At 63.3% G+C, this 16,554-nt stretch carries 13 protein-coding genes; 7 read left to right on the top strand and 6 right to left on the bottom strand.

What is annotated here, in order from left to right; all coding sequences use genetic code 11:
- Window positions 1-6: 6 nt before the first annotated feature.
- The 5 genes from RB548_RS28340 to argE all read right to left on the bottom strand — a co-directional run bounded on the left by RB548_RS28340 (window position 7) and on the right by argE (window position 5,442).
- The gene (locus RB548_RS28340; RefSeq protein WP_331377077.1) at window positions 7-1,050 is read right to left on the bottom strand and encodes a tartrate dehydrogenase; all 1,044 of its coding nucleotides are present in this window, start codon (window positions 1,048-1,050) and stop codon (window positions 7-9) included.
- On the bottom strand, window positions 1,047-2,522 hold the full coding sequence (locus RB548_RS28335; protein ID WP_331377076.1) for an aldehyde dehydrogenase family protein: 1,476 nt from the start codon (window positions 2,520-2,522) through the stop codon (window positions 1,047-1,049). Before RB548_RS28335 ends, RB548_RS28340 begins: the two co-directional genes overlap by 4 nt.
- Window positions 2,523-2,890: 368 nt before the next feature.
- Window positions 2,891-3,244 (bottom strand): cupin domain-containing protein, encoded by a 354-nt coding sequence (locus RB548_RS28330; RefSeq protein ID WP_331377075.1) that lies wholly within the window; start codon window positions 3,242-3,244, stop codon window positions 2,891-2,893.
- A gap of 128 nt (window positions 3,245-3,372) precedes the next feature.
- Window positions 3,373-4,296, bottom strand: a complete 924-nt coding sequence (locus RB548_RS28325) for a 2-hydroxyacid dehydrogenase (protein ID WP_331377074.1) — start codon at window positions 4,294-4,296, stop codon at window positions 3,373-3,375.
- Window positions 4,297-4,317: 21 nt separating this feature from the next.
- On the bottom strand, window positions 4,318-5,442 hold the full coding sequence (gene argE, locus RB548_RS28320) for an acetylornithine deacetylase (protein WP_331377073.1): 1,125 nt from the start codon (window positions 5,440-5,442) through the stop codon (window positions 4,318-4,320).
- A 334-nt stretch (window positions 5,443-5,776) separates the two neighbouring features.
- On the opposite strand from argE, the gene RB548_RS28315 reads away from it, so the two are divergent.
- Window positions 5,777-6,670: a GNAT family N-acetyltransferase gene (locus RB548_RS28315; RefSeq protein ID WP_331377071.1), complete on the top strand. Its 894-nt coding sequence runs from the start codon at window positions 5,777-5,779 to the stop codon at window positions 6,668-6,670.
- 556 nt (window positions 6,671-7,226) lie between these two features.
- Here the strand turns inward: RB548_RS28315 and RB548_RS28310 are convergent.
- Entirely contained in the window at window positions 7,227-8,126 is a 900-nt protein-coding gene (locus RB548_RS28310) for a LysR family transcriptional regulator (RefSeq protein WP_331377070.1), read from the bottom strand.
- A 114-nt stretch (window positions 8,127-8,240) separates the two neighbouring features.
- On the opposite strand from RB548_RS28310, the gene RB548_RS28305 reads away from it, so the two are divergent.
- The 6 genes from RB548_RS28305 to RB548_RS28280 all read left to right on the top strand — a co-directional run bounded on the left by RB548_RS28305 (window position 8,241) and on the right by RB548_RS28280 (window position 16,167).
- Window positions 8,241-9,323 (top strand): 4-oxalomesaconate tautomerase, encoded by a 1,083-nt coding sequence (locus RB548_RS28305; RefSeq protein ID WP_331377069.1) that lies wholly within the window; start codon window positions 8,241-8,243, stop codon window positions 9,321-9,323.
- Between the two features lie 45 nt (window positions 9,324-9,368).
- Window positions 9,369-10,370, top strand: coding sequence for an ABC transporter substrate-binding protein (locus RB548_RS28300; protein ID WP_331377068.1), 1,002 nt, complete (start codon window positions 9,369-9,371; stop codon window positions 10,368-10,370).
- 12 nt (window positions 10,371-10,382) lie between these two features.
- Window positions 10,383-11,213 carry an ABC transporter ATP-binding protein gene (locus tag RB548_RS28295; protein WP_331377067.1) on the top strand — a complete coding sequence of 277 codons (831 nt, stop codon included), beginning with the start codon at window positions 10,383-10,385 and terminating at the stop codon, window positions 11,211-11,213.
- Complete coding sequence (locus RB548_RS28290; RefSeq protein ID WP_331377066.1) at window positions 11,197-11,973, top strand: ABC transporter permease; 777 nt, start codon at window positions 11,197-11,199, stop codon at window positions 11,971-11,973. The genes RB548_RS28295 and RB548_RS28290 overlap by 17 nt, the downstream gene beginning before the upstream one ends.
- Before the next feature lie 187 nt (window positions 11,974-12,160).
- Window positions 12,161-13,444 carry an ATP citrate lyase citrate-binding domain-containing protein gene (locus RB548_RS28285; protein ID WP_331377065.1) on the top strand — a complete coding sequence of 428 codons (1,284 nt, stop codon included), beginning with the start codon at window positions 12,161-12,163 and terminating at the stop codon, window positions 13,442-13,444.
- 11 nt (window positions 13,445-13,455) lie between these two features.
- Window positions 13,456-16,167 (top strand): CoA-binding protein, encoded by a 2,712-nt coding sequence (locus RB548_RS28280; RefSeq protein WP_331377064.1) that lies wholly within the window; start codon window positions 13,456-13,458, stop codon window positions 16,165-16,167.
- The last annotated feature ends 387 nt before the right edge of the window (window positions 16,168-16,554 follow it).

The following is a 16,554-nucleotide window of genomic DNA, read 5'->3' as shown; positions in this document are numbered from 1 at the left end:
CTGGAATCAGTCGAGTGCGGCGACAACCGCCGCGGTAATGGTTTCGGTTCTGTCTTTTCCCGGCACCGTGCCGATGCCGCGGGCGGTCGTTGTTTCGAGCGCGTCCATGACCCTCCGCCCTGCCTCTCTTTCCCCGAGATGCTCGAGCATCATGGCGCCGGACCAGATGGAGGCGATGGGATTGGCGATGCCGAGATGGGCGATGTCCGGAGCGGATCCATGCACCGGCTCGAACATCGAAGGCGCGTTTCGATCGGGGTTGATGTTGGCGGAGGCGGCAAAGCCGAGGCCGCCTTGAATCGCCGCACCGAGATCGGTCAGGATGTCGCCGAAGAGGTTCGAGGCGACCACGACATCGAGGCTCTCGGGCGCCATAACGATGCGCGCGGCCATGGCGTCGATGTGATAGCTTGTCACCTCCACATCCGCGTATTCGGCGGCGAGCTCTCGCGTGATCTCGTCCCAGAATACCATCGAGTATTTCTGGGCGTTCGACTTGGTGACCGAAGCGAGCTTGCCGCGACGCTGACGTGCCTGTTCGAAGCCGAAGCGCAGGATCCGTTCGACGCCTGTGCGGGTGAAGATCGAGGTCTCGACCGCGACTTCATCGACTGTTCCCTGATGCACGCGGCCGCCGGCACCGGAATATTCGCCCTCGGTATTCTCGCGGATGCAGAGGATGTCGAAATTTTCCGCCTTCAACGGACCTTGGACTCCCGGCAGCAGCCGGTGGGGCCGGATATTGGCATATTGCACGAAGGCCTTGCGGATCGGCAGGAGCAGGCCATGCAGTGAGACGGAATCCGGCACCTCCGCCGGCCAGCCGACGGCGCCGAGCAGGATCGCATCGAAGCGGCGCAGGATTTCTATGCCCTCCGCCGGCATCATCGCGCCCGTTTCCTTGTAAAAGGCGCAGGACCACGGAAAGGGCGTGCCGGTGAGCGAGAAGCCTGAATGTCTGGCAACGGTCGAAAGAACCTGCCAGGTCGCATCCGTTACGTCCTGGCCAATCCCATCGCCGGGGATGAGTGCGATCGAATAGGATTTCATTGAGGCTCCTCAAGGCTGATGAGAACGCTCTTGCTCTTGCGGTTGGCTTGGTATGCCTCGCGTCCGAGATCCTTGCCGACGCCGGAGCGCTTGTAGCCGCCGGTCGGCAGTATGTGATCGCGCGAGCGGCTATAGCGGTTGATCCAGACGGTGCCGGCCTGGAGCCGTCGCGTCAGCCTTAAGGCGCGCGACAGGTCGCGGGTGAAGAGGCCGGCGGCAAGGCCGTAGGTCGGATGGTCGGCAAGCGCCAGCGCCTCCTCCTCGTCCGTGAAGGTCTGCAAGGTGAGGACGGGTCCGAAAATCTCCTCGGTTATTGCTGGTGAGGAGCCGTCGCGCACGGCAATCAGCGTCGGTTGGTAGAAGTAACCTGGCGCATCCATTTGGCGCCCGCCGAACAGACATTCGCCGCCAGCCGCCACGGCCGCCTCGACGATGCCGTCGATGCGGTTCAACTGGCGCTTGGAGATGATGGGCGAGTATTCGGTTGCCTCGTCCCATGTCGGCCCCGCCTTCGCAGCCTTCATGCGGGCGACGATCGCCTCTGCGAGCCGGGCGGCGACGCTTTCCTCGACGATCATGCGGGAGCCGGCGACGCAGGCCTGGCCCGCATTGGAGAGGATGCTCTGGGCGATCGCCGCGGCGGCCTTATCGAGATCGGCATCGGCGAAGACCAGTTGTGGGCTCTTTCCGCCGAGTTCCAGCGTCATCGGCTTCACACCGGTGCGGGCGATGTTGGCCATGATGGTGGAGCCCGCGCCGGTCGAGCCGGTGAAGCTCACCTTGGCGATGTCCGGATGGCCGGTGATCGCAGTGCCGGTTACCGGCCCATCCCCGAGAACGATGTTGATGAGGCCAGCGGGCAGGCCGGCGCGGATCGCGAGCTCGGAGATGTAGATCGTCGAGAACGGCGTCATTTCCGAGGGTTTCAGCACCACCGCATTGCCGGCCGCGAGCGCGGGTCCGAGCTTCCAGGCGGCCATGGAGACGGGAAAGTTCCAGGGCGTTATCGCGCCGACCACGCCATAGGGCTCTGTCATGATCATGCCGAGACTCGCGTCGTCGGTTGGTACGACATCGCTTCCTTCCTTGTCGGCGAATTCCGCGAAGAAGCGGATCTGCTCGGCGCTGACGGCGATATCGCCGGCGACGAGATGGCCAACGGGGCGAGTGGAGGAAAGCGCCTCGAGCTTGGCTAGGGTTCCTGCTTCCTTTTCGATCAGGTCGGCCCAGCGCTGCAGCACGACTGTGCGCTCGCGTGGCCGCGCGCCGCCCCAGTTGCTCGCCTTGAGCGCCTTCTTGGCAGTTTCGACGGCGCGGTCGACGAGCACCTCATCCGCAAGCGGGCACCCTGCATAAAGCTCGCCGTCGGAGGGGCGATGCATGTCGATGACGCCTTCGGCCGGCACCAGCCGACCGCCGATAAAGTGCCCGATGGGCAGGGAGAGACTGTCCGGATCAAAGCTGAGTGTCATCGTGCGTCCTCGGCATGGGTTCAAACCCAAAGCTAGTGGAGGAACGCGAGCAGCATGCATCGACTGGCGATGCCAAGGCGGCGGAAAATTACGTTTTCGGCGGCACGACAGTCAAATCTTCGGCGGTCACTCGGACGTAGCCGTGCGACGCGTCGGCAAGGTGTTGCAGGCGCTCCGAGGGGGGCGCGGCAAGCCGAGAGAAAGCTCCGCCGCGATGGCCGGCAGCGGAGAGACGTCACATGGTCAAGAGGAGACGGTGTGGTCGGTAATGACACGCCCAAAGACCAGCGAGCGTGCCACCTTCAGTAGATGTGCTGAGAATAGCTCTTGCGAGACCTCGAAGACGATCGGGTCGCGCGTCATCTGCGTCACATCACAGTCACGTAGATCTTGCGCACTGTCTCGATGGTCTTCCAGATGCCGACGAAACCCGGCTTCATGACGAAGCTGTTGCCGCTCTTATAGACGACCGGCTCCCCGTTTTCCGGCGTGAGTTCGACGACGCCGGAAAGAATATGGCAGAACTCGAAGGTCTCGCCCTTGATCGAGCGTGTCTCGCCGGGGGTCGCTTCCCAGACGCCGGTATGGATCATCTCCCCGCGGGCGACGTCCTGGGCCCAGGTCTTGAAAGAAGGATTGCCGGAGATCAGACGTTCAGGGACGGGGCTAGACTCGCGCGGCGCGAAAGAGGGGTTGTTCTCGATGGTTTTCAAGAGCGACATGGTTTTCCTTTCCTCGGTTTAGAACTTAATGCATGTCGCCCGAAGCTGTGCAGGAGTTCGGGACGACGACGTGCATGAAAACAAAGACGTAAAGCGCTTCGCATGGCCGCGATTCGGTGCGACGCGCCCTAGTAGCCGCGGCGGCGGTCGACCAGTCCGACCGGCTGGAGACCTGACCGGTGCCGTTTGATGTTCTCGATCACGGCTTTGGCGGCGGTTTCCGGCTGGGTGACGCTCGCGATGTGCGGCGTCAGCAGGATCTTCGGGTGAGTCCAGAAGGGATGACCAGGAGGGAGCGGTTCCGGGTCGGTTACATCGATCATGGCGCCGGAGAGATGCCCGTTGTCGAGCGCCTCCAGAAGTGCCTCATGATCGAGTTGAGGGCCGCGACCGACTTGGACGAGCGCCGCACCGGCCGGGAGCCTGGCGAAGAGTTGGGCATTTAGGAGGCCGCGTGTCTCGTCGGTCAGCGGCAGGAGGCAGATGAGAATGTCGGTCGAGCCCAGCAAGGCATCGAGACCGTTCCGGCCGCTCAGGCATCTCACACCCTCGATTTCGTGCGGACTGCGGCTCCAGCCGGAGAGCGGAAAACCGAAAGGCTTCAGCCGATCGAGTGCTGCAGTTCCGAGCATGCCGAGGCCAAGCACGCCGACGCGGCGTTCGGCCGCCTGCACCGGTGCAATGGCCTGCGAACTCTCGCCCCGCTGCTGCTCGAGATAGGCCGGCAGGTTGCGGTGAAGCGCGAGCACGGCAAGCGTCACATATTCCTGCATCATCCGGACGATGCCGTCCTCGACCATGCGCACCACCTGCACACGCGGCGGCACGGCATCGATGCGAAACTGGTCGACGCCGGCACCGATCGAGAAGAGGATTTCGAGGTTTCGATAGCGCGCGAGATCGTCCTGCACCGTCCAGGTGATCAGGTAGCGCACAGCATCGGGATTAACCGTCGCCGGATCCATGGCAAAAGGAATGTCGGGCAGTTCACGCGCGAATACTTCGGCGAAAATCGCACCACGTTTCGCATCGGAGTTAAAGAGGAAGGTCATCGCGCGTCTCTCCCTGAGGTCTCAGGCGCTGCAGCGGGCGCCGAGCGCTTCGACCATCGTCTGACAGGCCAAGAGTTCGTCGACCAGGATGTACTCATCCGGCTTGTGAGCGCGGCCGATCTCGCCGGGACCACAGATGATCGCGTCGATGCCGGCGCGTTGAAAAAGGCCCGCCTCCGTGCCGTAGCTGACCGCGGGGAGAGGCGCGAGGCCGGTCAATTCCTCGAGCAGTGCCGCCAGCAGGGCGTGAGGTTCAAGCGAAAGCGCGGGATAGGCACTGAGTTCCTGCCACTCCACCTCGAAGCCCTGTGCCGCCAGGGCCTCGGCGGTCTTTCGCACCGGCGCGAGCAGTTCCGCCGGGTCGATACCGGAAATCGCTCGCGCCTCGAACTCGACCTCGCAGCTATCCGGAATGATGTTGACCGCCTGGCCGCCCTTTACCGTTCCAATCTGCAGGGAAGAGTAGGGCGGTTCGAAGACATGCGCGAAGGGGCCCTGGGTCAGCCGGTCGGCTTCTGCGACCGCTTGGGTCAGGACGCCCGCTACGCCATGAATCGCATTCAGCCCCAGATCCGGGCGTGAAGAATGCCCGGAACGCCCCCTGACCATCAGCCGGGCCGCCGCCTTGCCCTTGTGGGCACGGATGGCGCGCATACCGCTCGGCTCGCCGATGATCGCGCCTAGCGGTTCGCGGCAAAGTTCCGGCAGGCGTGGGATCATGTGTGGCACGCCGCGGCAGCCGGCCTCCTCATCATAAGAGAAGGCGAGGTGCAGCGGCCGGCGAAGCGGCATTGCCGCAAGGCTCGGAACGGCGGCGAGAACGGCAGCAAGGAACCCCTTCATGTCAGTGGTACCGCGGCCATAGAGTCTGTCTGCCTCGGCGCGAAGGCGGAAGGGATCGCTCGTCCAGCCGCTTTCTGCGGCTGGGACCACGTCCATATGGCCTGAGAGAATATAGCCAGACACGTCCATTGGACCGATCGTGGCGAAAAGATTGGACCGATCACCCTCTGGGCCGGGAAGCACCGCCACGGCAATGCCGTGGCTTTCCAGATAGCCGCGGATCCAAGCCACTATGTCTTCATTAGGTAGGCCCACAACGGAGCGAAAGCCAACGAGCTTCTCCAGGATTTCCGCTGCCTGCATTGGTGCCCTCGCAACATGCCCGGCTTGTCGAGATCGATGCCGTGGATCATGCGTTCACAACGAAAGGGTTTGGTATCCACGCGTCACCGTGCATGAGATGATAGGCAAGCGACCGCCGGCTCGCTTCTCGCTAAGTACCTTAGAAGCCTGCGCATGATTTACATGCCGAAAGCGCGTCGAATTCGGACGATTGTTGTGCGCGCAATGCACTCTCAAGCGAATCGTGTCGAGCGTGAGGTCCTATTGTGAGCAAGAAAAGCTCTCGCCGCGGCTTGCGCGGAACTGTATGGGCGAACACGAGGCGAAAGCAAAAACAATGGCGGGGAGGCAAGGAGTGGACGCACCGGCAGCCGAATCTAAATTGATCGACAGCTTCAAAATGCATGTGGCGGGAATCGAGGGCGCCAATCTCGAGCAGTTGCATGCCTTGTCCGTTTCCGTCGGGTGGCCTCTCCGTTCCGAGGACTTGCAGTTTCTACGGGAGTGCGGCCACGGCTACGTTGCACGCGATGAAATTGGCAGGCTAACAGGTTCGGCCATGTGGTTCCCGCACGGTGACGATTTCGCCACCATAGGCATGGTGATCACTTCCCCTAGGCTGCAGACAAACGGCACCGCACGGTGGCTCATGGACCACGTGCTCTCGGATTGCCGGGGACGCAATCTCAGGCTCAATGCGACGAGGGCTGCCCATCGTCTTTATCATTCGCTCGGTTTCCAGCCCGTGCGAACCATATACCAATGCCAGGGCATTGTCCGCCGGCTGACCGATTTGACTCCGCCAACGGAACAGTCCGTGGTCCGGCGACTGGAAGGGGAGGACCTTGCCGCTGTCGTCGAGCTGGATACAGGGGCATTCGGCGTTTCGAGGGCGGTGCTGATGGGCAAGCTCTTCGCACAATCCATAGGTTACGGCTTGTTTCGCGGCGGTCAGCTGTACGCTTTGGCGCTTTGCCGTCCTTTTGGCAGGGGCTATGTCATTGGCCCGGTCGTGGCAGAATCTGATGCGGACGCCATCGCAGTTATCCGGCAGCATGTCGCCGCCCACGAAAACAAATTTCTGAGGCTCGACACACCGGTCGAGACCGGCACTTTCGCCACATTTCTCTCCCAATCGGGCCTGACCGTCTTCGACACTGTGCTCTCAATGTCCCGTCGGGGCAAAGGCCGCGCGGACGTGGTACCAGGGCCAAGCCTCTACGGTCTGGCAAGCCACGCCCTTGGTTAAGCCTCTACGGCTTCTGCAACGGCAAGATAATACCCGCGCGAGCCTCACAGCAACTTGGTCCTCGATCGGATATCCCCGTTATTTCAGTCGAGGGCCGGCGCGGGCTCGAGCACCCGGGTATGTCTAACACCACGTGACTGCCTTGGGCAAAATGCCGTTTCCTCGATTGGGAACGCAGACGCGCGAAGGTCCGATTTTGGGGCCAGTACCGGACATCTCAAGCGCTTTCGGCGATTGACGGCTTAGGTCGATCTTTCCGGTTCCGATCCGTCACGGAAGGGTGGGTTGCTGAAGTTCGTTGGGATGGTGCTGAGCGACCGCTGTGCGACAAAGCAGTGAACGGCAGCCGTCATAACAGGCCTCAGATCATTTTTCTCCTTCGGCTCCTCGCCCGTCAGGTTGGAAGACGACATGGCCAGAACCTGACCGAGTGGAAAGCGGACCCGCAACCGGTCGAGACAGCCGGCCATCGGGATGCGGGCGCAGACCGGTCATGTGCTGGAACGAGGCTTGCTCTGCTCACCCAGCCACTCGACCGGGGCTTTTTGAACCATCCTCAATCACTCCCCCATACGCCCATCAGCATCTTGAGAAATCGCTCTGCCGCCGGCGACAAGGTGCCGCCGCGACGGCGAACCACGCCGATTGTGCGTGATACCTCCGGATCGCCAATCGGGCGTGTGATCAAGAACGGATGGTCATCCTGCGGAGTCGCCATGCGCGGCAGGACCGAAATTCCGAGGCCGGCCTCCACCAGACCGAGGGAGGTGGACAGATGGGTCACCTCGTAGAACCAGCGAAGCTTGATATTCGATTTTGCCAGGGCCGCATCCAGCAAGGTTCGGTTGCCGCTCGATCGATGAACGGTAATCAGATGGTAGGGCTCAAGCTCTGCCCAGCCGACCGCGGGCTTGGCGGCGAGGGGGTGATCGCTGCGCGCTGCCAGCACGAAGGGGTCTTCCGCGAGCCGCTCGAAGGTCAGGTCCGGATCCGATGTGCCCATGATATTTATGCCGAACTCTACCTCGCCGCGTGCCACTGCTTGAAGACCGTCGGTCGCTGGCAAGTCGAGGATACGAAAGCGGATGTTCGGATACTCCTCATTGAACTGGCGGATGACGGTCGGCAGAAAATAGAATGCGGCGGTGGGGAGGCACGCGATCGTCACCAATCCGCCTCGATTGGATCCAACGTCACGGACGGCGAACAGCGAACCATCGAACTCCTCCAGCATCCGTCGGACGAGCGGCACGAGCTCTGTGCCGAGAGCCGTCGCCGATACATGCCTGGTTGTCCGTTCCAAGAGGGGCGCTCCGATAACCTGCTCCAGTTTTTGAATGCGGCGGCTCAACGCGGGCTGTGACAGATGCAGGGCATCGGCCGCGCGATGAAAGCTCTCCAACTCTACGACGCTCAGGAAGGCTCGAAGGTCAAGGATCTCGCAATTAATGCTCATTTTGCATCAATCCCCTGATTCTTAGCATTTCACAAATAAATGCCTCTTCCGATAATTAGATCAAAGAGCGCTGATTGATACGGCGATGACATAATTGCGATGGAAGCACAAGCGATGAATGACCTGTTGGCGATCCCTTGCGTTCTGATGAGAGGCGGCACCTCAAAGGGTCCGTTCTTCTTGGCAAGCGATCTTCCCGCGGCTGCTGACCCGCGTGACAAGATCCTGCTGTCCGTCATGGGGTCAGGTCATCCGTTGCAGATCGACGGCATCGGTGGCGGCAACCCGGTCACCAGCAAGGTGGCCATCGTCGGACCTGCCAGCATTCCTGGCGCCGACGTGGATTATCTCTTTGCCCAGGTGCGGGTCGACCAACAGATTGTCGACACCTCCCCGAACTGCGGCAACATGCTGGCTGCGGTCGGCCCGTTTGCCATCGAAGCTGGACTTGTCCCGGTTCGTGGAGAAACGACGCTCGTCCGGATCCATAACGTCAACACCAGCAAGCTGATCGAGGCCGAAGTTCCCACTCCAAACGGCAGCGTCTCCTATCTCGGGGAAGCTGCAATCGATGGCGTGCCCGGCCGTGCAGCGCCGATCGCACTGACCTTCATGGACGCAGCGGGGGCTCGTACCGGACAGCTCTTTCCCACTGGCAAGCCAGTCGACTTGATCGATGGTGTGGCTGTCACCTGCATCGATTGTGCAATGCCGATGATGTTGATCGAGGCAGACTCTATCGGCGCAAGCGGCTTCGAGTCAGCGACTGAACTCAATGCTGATAAGGAATTGCTAGGACGGCTGGAAAAGCTGCGGATCGCTGCCGGCGAACGGATGGGCCTTGGAGACGTCCGCAATCAGGTAACGCCGAAGCCGGTGCTCATTTCCCGGCCAAGGTCGGGAGGCGACATCAGCGTACGGTATTTCATGCCGCGTCAATGTCATCCGTCGCTCGCAACCACGGGCGCCGTAGGGATCGCCACAGCCTGTATCAGCCGGGATACAGTCGCTTCGCTTCTGATCGGCGTGCGTGCCCCTCCAGTCGTGCTTTCCATAGAGCACCCAAGCGGCCACCTGGACGTCAAACTGTATGAAAGGGACGGCAAAGTCGTCGCTGGAATTCTTCGCACCGCCCGCCGGCTGTTCGAAGGACATGTATTCGCAAAACCTGTCACGCAACTGGGTTGCGCGGCATAATGACCGTGGCCGCCGGGAGGGCGCCACCAACAGGAGGAGAATATCATGCGCAAGCTCATGCTCGCCCTCGCGGCAACCGTCGCGTTTGCCGGTTCCGCGTTCGCGGATCCGGTCCGCATCAGCGTCGGCTCTTACAACCTCAACAATCTTCCCTTTCCGGTCGCCCAAGGGCTCGGCCTTTATGAAAAGGAAGGCCTGGAGGTGACCGTCGAAAACTTCGCATCGGGCGGGTCGAAGACGCTGCAGGCGCTTGTTGCCGGCTCGACGGATATCGCCGTTGGCTTTTACGACCATACGATCCAGATGCAGTCGCAGAAGAAGTCTGTCGTGGCCTTCGTGCAGCTCGCCCGCAATTCCGGGCTCGTGCTGGCTGGCGGCAAGGACAGCACGTTCGACCCGGCAAAACCAGAAACGATCAAAGGTGCAAAAGTCGGGATCACTTCGCCGGGTTCGTCTTCCGACTTTTTCGTCCGCTATTACCTGCAGCGCAACGGCTTGTCCGCGGACGACGTCTCGCTAATCGGCGTTGGCTCCGGGTCTGCCGCCGTCGCGGCCCTTGAACAGGGCAAGGTCGACCTCCTCGTCAACTACGACCCGGCAGCGACCTTCATCGAGGCCAAGGGCGTCGGCAAGATCCTGATCGACGGGCGCAGCGACGACGGTGCCAAGGCGATCTATGGCGGGATTTACCCAACCTCCGTCCTCTATGCCACACAGAGCTATATCGAGGAAAATCCGGAGACCATCCAGAAGGTCACGAATGCGACGGTCAAAGCGCTCGAGTGGATGAATAGCCACTCCGCTGAAGAGATCGTCGACAAGCTCCCGAAGGAGTTTATCTCCGGCGATCGTGACACCTACGTCAAGGCGGTAGAGAACGCGAAGGCGATCTTCTCGAAGGACGGCCGTATCAACGAGGAAGATATCAAGACTCCGCTCGCCGTCCTGAAGAGCTTCAACGAAAAAGTCGCGGCGGCTGAAATCGACCTTACGAAAACCTACACGAACGAGTTCGTCGGCAAAGTCCCGAACGTCGCCGCCAACTGACAGGAGGAGGTCATGGCATTGGCCGTAGTGAAAACCGCATCCCCGACGGACAGTCCGCATCAAGCAAAGTCGATGGTTTCCCTCGACTCGGTCACCATGGCCTTCGGCGCCTACGTGGCCGTGCAGGATGTGAACCTGAAAGTCGCCGATGGCGAGTTCCTCGCCATCGTTGGCCCCACCGGCTGCGGCAAGAGCACAATACTCAATGCGATTGCCGGCCTGCTGAAACCAGCGAGTGGCACTGTATCAATCGATGGGCAGCCGGTGCGCGGGATCCAGAACGACATCGGTTATCTCTTCCAGCAGGATGCATTGCTTCCGTGGAAGACCGCGATCGAAAACGTGGAACTCGGTCCCATGTTCAAGGGTGTCGGCGCTGCCGAACGCCGCGGGCAGTCGATGCGATGGCTGGCGAAAGTCGGCCTCAAGGGCTTCGAACATCGCTATCCCCATCAGCTTTCCGGCGGTCAGCGCAAGCGCGTCCAGATGGCCCAGGCGCTGATCACCGGCCCCAAGGTCATCCTGATGGACGAGCCCTTCTCCGCGCTCGATATCCATACCCGCCACCTGATGCAGAACGAGCTGTTGCGGCTTTGGCAGGAGGAACGGCGCGCCGTGGTGATGATCACACACGACCTCGAGGAGGCAATTGCTCTCGGTGATCGAGTCGTGGTGCTTGCCGCCGGACCACGCTCGCGTGTGATCGACAGCTTCCCCGTCGATCTTGAACGCCCGCGCGACGTCGCTGAAATCAAGCTCGATCCACGCTTCATGGATCTTTATCGCAACATCTGGTCATCGCTGCGCGGCGAAGTGGAGAAAAGCTATGAACGCCATGACTGAACGTATGATCCAGCTGGGACTGCTGGTCGTCATTGTCGGCGGCTGGCAGCTCGGCGTGGAAGCCGGAGTGATCGATGTCTTCTTCTTCCCTGCCCCCTTCGGCATCATGAAGCAGATCGTGGCCTGGATCATCGACCCAGGCTTCTACAGGCACGTGTCGATCACGCTCACCGAGACGGTGCTCGGATACGTGATTGGTACCGCCCTCGGCGTGGCGGCCGGCGTCTGGCTAGGGCTTAGCCGTGGCGCCTATCGCATCCTCGACCCGTTCATAAAGGCACTGAACGCCATCCCCCGCGTGGTGCTCGCTCCGATCTTCGTGCTCTGGCTCGGCCTCGGGCTCTGGTCGAAGGTGGCGCTATCGGTGACGCTGGTGTTCTTCATCACCTTCTTCAACGCCATGCAGGGCGTGCGGGAAGTCAACCCGGTAGTGCTGGCGAACGCGCGAATTCTCGGGGCCAAGCGCTCGAGCCTGCTGACCCACGTCTACTTCCCCGCAGCGGCAAGCTGGATTCTGTCTTCCTTGCGCACTTCGGTCGGCTTTGCCGTCGTCGGGGCGATTATCGGCGAGTATCTCGGCTCCTCCGCCGGGCTTGGCTATCTGATCGCTCAGGCGGAAGGCAACTTCGACGCGGTCGGCGTCTTCGCCGGCATCATCATCCTCGCTGTATTCGTACTGATAATCGACCGCATCCTCGACATCGCCGAGGCCCGGCTGATCAAGTGGAGCCCGCACTCGACCGAGAGCCGGGCTACCTGACGGGCGCCGACGGCCGGGCGGCAATGATGCCGGCCGGCCGACCGAGGCGACGACGGAACTGAGGCTAGCTGGACGCTGTTGCCGCGAGCGTCTGAGCCTAACCTTGTCCTTCCATCGACTCGGCCGTACCTTGAGTGCCCACAGGTCAAACGACCGAACCGCGCCTCGGTCATTGGGGAGAACGGCTATGCAACTCAACGGAATGCTCTACGGATCGAGGCTGCTCGGCCACGTCGACTTCCCCGTGTCCGAGGTGCTCGGGCCTGACGCCGGCGAAGACGCGATCCAGGACCTGATCGCCCGCCACGGCCTGATCTTCGTCAAGCCGGTCTTCCGCGGCGGTGTCGGCAAGAAGGGCAAGGCGGGACTAATCGGCAAGGCTCGGGACCTCAAGACCGCGCTCGCCGAAAAGGAGCGGCTTTACTTCGCCAAGCACCGCCATGGCAACGCCTTCGCCAAGGCGAACGGCGTGACCTTCGAGGCCGGCATTCCCGCCGAGCACGAGGTCTATTTCGCCATCACCGACGACACGCATTTCCGCGCGCCGACCATGACGCTGACCCACCGCGGCGGCGTGGACATCGAGGATCTCGATAAGTCCGACATCGCCACCGTGCCCTTCGAGGCGCTCACGGGGCTCAAGGCCTTTGTGGTGGCGAACGCGCTGACGGACATTGGCGCGCCGCGGGAGATCATCTCGCCGCTGGTGCAGCACCTGCCGAAGCTCTGGGAGCTGATGCACCACTACGGCATGACGACGCTGGAGTTGAATCCGATCCGGATGCGTCCCGGGCGCGACGGGCGGTTGACGCCGGTGGCCTGCGACTTCAAGTGCGGCTTCGACCGCGACGATCCGCGCGTGGGTCGGCTCGGGCTGCCGGACCAGCTTTTCGCGGCAGACATCTCTGCCTTCGAGCAGGAGGTGAACCAACTCCGCACCCACCAGGGCCAGTCGGACGTCTTCGTGATCAACGAGAGCGGCACCATCCTTGCCCCGACCTTCGGCGGCGGCGCCAACAGCCTCGTCACCGAGGTGCTGGGCGAGGCGGCGATCATCTCGTCGGACTTCGGCGGCAACCCGCCCTACGAGAAGATGAAGGCGGTGGCCTCGATCTGCTACCGGCACTTCCTCGCCCAGGCCAACGTACTCTTCATCATCGGCGGCAAGTCGAACAACACCGACATCCTCGAGACCTTCCGCGGCATGGGCGACGCGCTGCGCGAATATTTCGCCGCGCACGGGCCGACGCCGCTCTACGTCGTCGTAGGACGCGGCGGTCCGAACCTGGTGCGCGGTATGGGCAACCTCGCCGAGACGCTGGAGTCCCTCGGCCTACCCTACCGCTTCTTCGGCTTCGACAGCGCGATCTCCGAGGTCGTGAACTACGCCAAGCGCATCGACACGTGGATGCGCGCTGGCGGCCGCGACGAGATCGCCGCGACGCTGGGGCTCAAGGCCGCGGCGGCCTGAGGGGGACGGACATGTATCACAAAGGCATCGAAGGCTTTCCCTATTTCCTCGGCCTCCGGTCACTGGCCGATATCGCGACCCGCGACGACCGGGTCTGCGTACTCAACATCCTCGGCGGCGAGTCGCGTCAGGTCACGCCGACGAGCCACGCCTTCTCCGGCGGCAACGTGGTCTTCGGCACCTCGCCCGGCCGCGGCGGGCAGGTGCTGAAGACGCCCGTGGGCGACATCCCGGTCTTCAACAACGTGCGCGAGGGGCTCGACGCCGGCCACGCCTTCGACACCGGCGTCGTCTACCTGCCGCCGTCGGGCGTGCGCGACGGCGTGGCCGAGCTCGTGCGGGTGAACCCGGGCTTGCGCAAGATCGTCATCATCACCGAGAAGATCTCCGTGCACGACGCCCGCGAGATTCGGGCGATGGCTCAGGCGAACGGCATCGACATCATCGGCGGCAACTGCCTCGGCGTCGCCGATTCGTGGAACCGCGTGCGCATCGGCGGCGCGCTCGGCGGCGACAAGCCAGAGGAGTCGCTGCTCAAAGGCTCGGTCGCGATCTTCTCGAACTCCGGCGGCTTCACCACGACGATCGCCCAGTATCTCGGCACTGCGGGCTGGGGCACGACGACGCTCGTCTCCTCCGGCAAAGACGTCTACATCCACTACGCCGCGCCCGACTTCGCCCACGCCTTCGGCAACGACGACCGTTCCAAGGCGGCGGTGCTCTATGCCGAACCCGGCGGCTACTACGAGCAGGGCATCGACTGGACGAAGCCCGTCGTCGCCTGCGTCGTCGGCCGCTGGAAGTCGAAGCTGACCCGTGCCGTCGGGCATGCCGGCGCGATGGCCGGCACGGGCGACAGCGCCGAGGACAAGGAGCGCTGGTTCATGGAGGCCTTCGGCGTGCCTGGCCTCTTCACGCCCGAGAACCCGGTCGTGTCCGCGAAGGGCGCCGTCGTCACCAACATCGCCGACATCCCCGCCGCCCTCACCGCGGTGATGGCGCTCAACGGCGCCGCGCCCGACTTCGCACCGCGTGGGGACCTCGCGCTAAAGCCCTGGGTCGCCAACGACCAGGGCCTGCGGCTGCCGCCCGAACTCGCCATGCCGGCCGTCACCGCGCCCGAGCCCTACGCCGGCCAGATCGCCGCGCTCGGCGCCCAGGTCGGGGCGGTGGTCGCGCGGCAGAACATGAAGGACAAGTCCGGCGCGTCGGTCATGGACCCGAAAACCCAGGTGACGAGCGTGCACGGCCATTCAGTGCTCGATCTCGCGCTTGAGCCGCTGGAGGCGACCTTCGCCCTGCCGCTCGTGCACGAGATCGCCACCGAGAACGACCGGGCGATACTCGACGTCGCGGTCGCAGCCGAGGTCAACCTAGTCGGCGACCCGATCCTTGTCGCCGCCGACGCAGCGCGGGAGGCCGGCAATGCTCCGAATGCGGTGATGGCAACCGCGGCCGCCATCGTCGGGCCAAAGCGCGTGGAGCGGGCGCTCGGCTGTACCCGGGCACTGATCGGGCTCTTCGCCCATTCGGGCCTTAGGGACGGGCGCGACGAGGAATTCGACGCCTCGGGGATTGTCTGCGACGACGCCACCCGGGCGCTTTTCCTGGCCACCGAGGCCGAGGCAGCCGACCCGCGTCCAGAGGCCATGCTGGCGGCGATCGCGGCCCGCGGAGGCAGGTCGGCGTTCCTGAAGTTCCTTGGGGGCCTCGGCGGCCGGTTGTCGCGGGACGCAATTCTCGCGGCCATCGCCACGACGATCGCCTGGGGGCCGCTGATGCGCAAGCGCATCTCGCGCCTTACCGCCGAGACACTGCCCTGGTACCTGCGGCTCTATGGCGTCATGGTCGGCGCGACGATCCCCGGCGAGCACCACCGGCCGGGCTCGCTATGGGGCATCCCCCGCGACGAGCGCTTTGGGCAATGGACGATGGCCGACCTCTGCTTCCTCGCCATGACTGGAAAGAAGCCCACGCCCGAGGAGGCGCTGCCGCTACAGATGCTCGTCGGGCTCCTGATTTCGAACGGCCCTGGGTCGATCTCGGCGCAGGGTGCCAAGGGCGCGGTCTCGGCGGACGGGCCACAGACGCCCGCGCGCATGCAGATCAATAAGGCGATGGTCGGCTTCCTGACCCATACCGGCTACAGCCACGGAGGCAACGGCTACGAAGGCATCGCCTTCCTGCTCGAGCAGTTCAAGGAGACGGGGCTCACGGACCCGGCCGATCCCGCCCACGGCCTCGACCTCAAGGCGATGGCGACCGCCTTCGCGAAGCGCTACCGGCACGAGAAGAAGGCGGCCAAGGAGCTCGGCGCCGAGCTGCGCGCGCTGCCCGGCGTGCACCACCCGGTGTTCAAGGGCAAGCCGATCAACTACGACCCGCGGGAGCGCTTCATCGCCGAGTACATGGCGCGGCACGGACGCTACAACGTGTTCCACGCCTTTTACCGCGAGCTGGTGCAGGCGCTCTATGAGCACGAGGCGTCGCCTTACGTCTTCTGCGTCAACGTCGACGCGGTGATCGCGGCGCTGCTTCTCGCCTTGCTCTGGTCCGACTACCAAACCGGGCGGCTCAGCGAGCGCGACCTCGAGACCGCGGCCTTCACCGTCTTTCTCTACGGCCGGATGATCGGCGCCGCCGCCGAGATCGACGACCACCTGAACCGGGGGCGCAACATGGACACCCGCACGCCCGCGTCAGCGTGCGGCTTCGTGGTTTGATGGCGACCCGTCCGTCATCAGCCCCGCCGTCCACACCGGATGCAGGCACCCACCAGCCCAGTCGGTGCACCTTCGGTGAGCCGAGCCTCACAAAATGCAACAGGTCGATCGGTGGGCGCGGAGTGCCGACGTTCGTCTAGCTGATCCTGGTGCTGATCATGTTCTCGTCGAACAATTGGCCGTGCGGCACTGATTGGCGCCGCCGATGCGCTGCGCCAGCCGGCACCGCGTCGGGTTCGTCGATTAACCGCTTTTCGCCGCAAGGCCGACCCTCGACTTGCCTCACTTAAGGTCCGGAGCGGGTCGGACCTGGACCCAAATGTCTCCGACGTATGGAAAGCTGCAGTTCGTGCACCGGGCTCGGCGCGCCGAAGGATTGCAGGCGGG

It is taken from the genome of Sinorhizobium chiapasense (assembly GCF_036488675.1).
Lineage (GTDB): Bacteria > Pseudomonadota > Alphaproteobacteria > Rhizobiales > Rhizobiaceae > Sinorhizobium > Sinorhizobium chiapasense.
This window is presented reverse-complemented; position numbering and strand designations above follow the sequence as displayed.

What these genes read in the sequence shown, in the direction of transcription:
- RB548_RS28340 (WP_331377077.1), bottom strand. Translation starts at nt 1,050, where the DNA reads ATGAAATCCTATTCGATCGCACTCATCCCCGGCGATGGGATTGGCCAG.
- RB548_RS28335 (WP_331377076.1), bottom strand. Translation starts at nt 2,522, where the DNA reads ATGACACTCAGCTTTGATCCGGACAGTCTCTCCCTGCCCATCGGGCAC.
- RB548_RS28330 (WP_331377075.1), bottom strand. Translation starts at nt 3,244, where the DNA reads ATGTCGCTCTTGAAAACCATCGAGAACAACCCCTCTTTCGCGCCGCGC.
- RB548_RS28325 (WP_331377074.1), bottom strand. Translation starts at nt 4,296, where the DNA reads ATGACCTTCCTCTTTAACTCCGATGCGAAACGTGGTGCGATTTTCGCC.
- argE (WP_331377073.1), bottom strand. Translation starts at nt 5,442, where the DNA reads ATGCAGGCAGCGGAAATCCTGGAGAAGCTCGTTGGCTTTCGCTCCGTT.
- RB548_RS28310 (WP_331377070.1), bottom strand. Translation starts at nt 8,126, where the DNA reads ATGAGCATTAATTGCGAGATCCTTGACCTTCGAGCCTTCCTGAGCGTC.
- RB548_RS28305 (WP_331377069.1), top strand. Translation starts at nt 8,241, where the DNA reads ATGAATGACCTGTTGGCGATCCCTTGCGTTCTGATGAGAGGCGGCACC.
- RB548_RS28300 (WP_331377068.1), top strand. Translation starts at nt 9,369, where the DNA reads ATGCGCAAGCTCATGCTCGCCCTCGCGGCAACCGTCGCGTTTGCCGGT.
- RB548_RS28295 (WP_331377067.1), top strand. Translation starts at nt 10,383, where the DNA reads ATGGCATTGGCCGTAGTGAAAACCGCATCCCCGACGGACAGTCCGCAT.
- RB548_RS28290 (WP_331377066.1), top strand. Translation starts at nt 11,197, where the DNA reads ATGAACGCCATGACTGAACGTATGATCCAGCTGGGACTGCTGGTCGTC.
- RB548_RS28285 (WP_331377065.1), top strand. Translation starts at nt 12,161, where the DNA reads ATGCAACTCAACGGAATGCTCTACGGATCGAGGCTGCTCGGCCACGTC.
- RB548_RS28280 (WP_331377064.1), top strand. Translation starts at nt 13,456, where the DNA reads ATGTATCACAAAGGCATCGAAGGCTTTCCCTATTTCCTCGGCCTCCGG.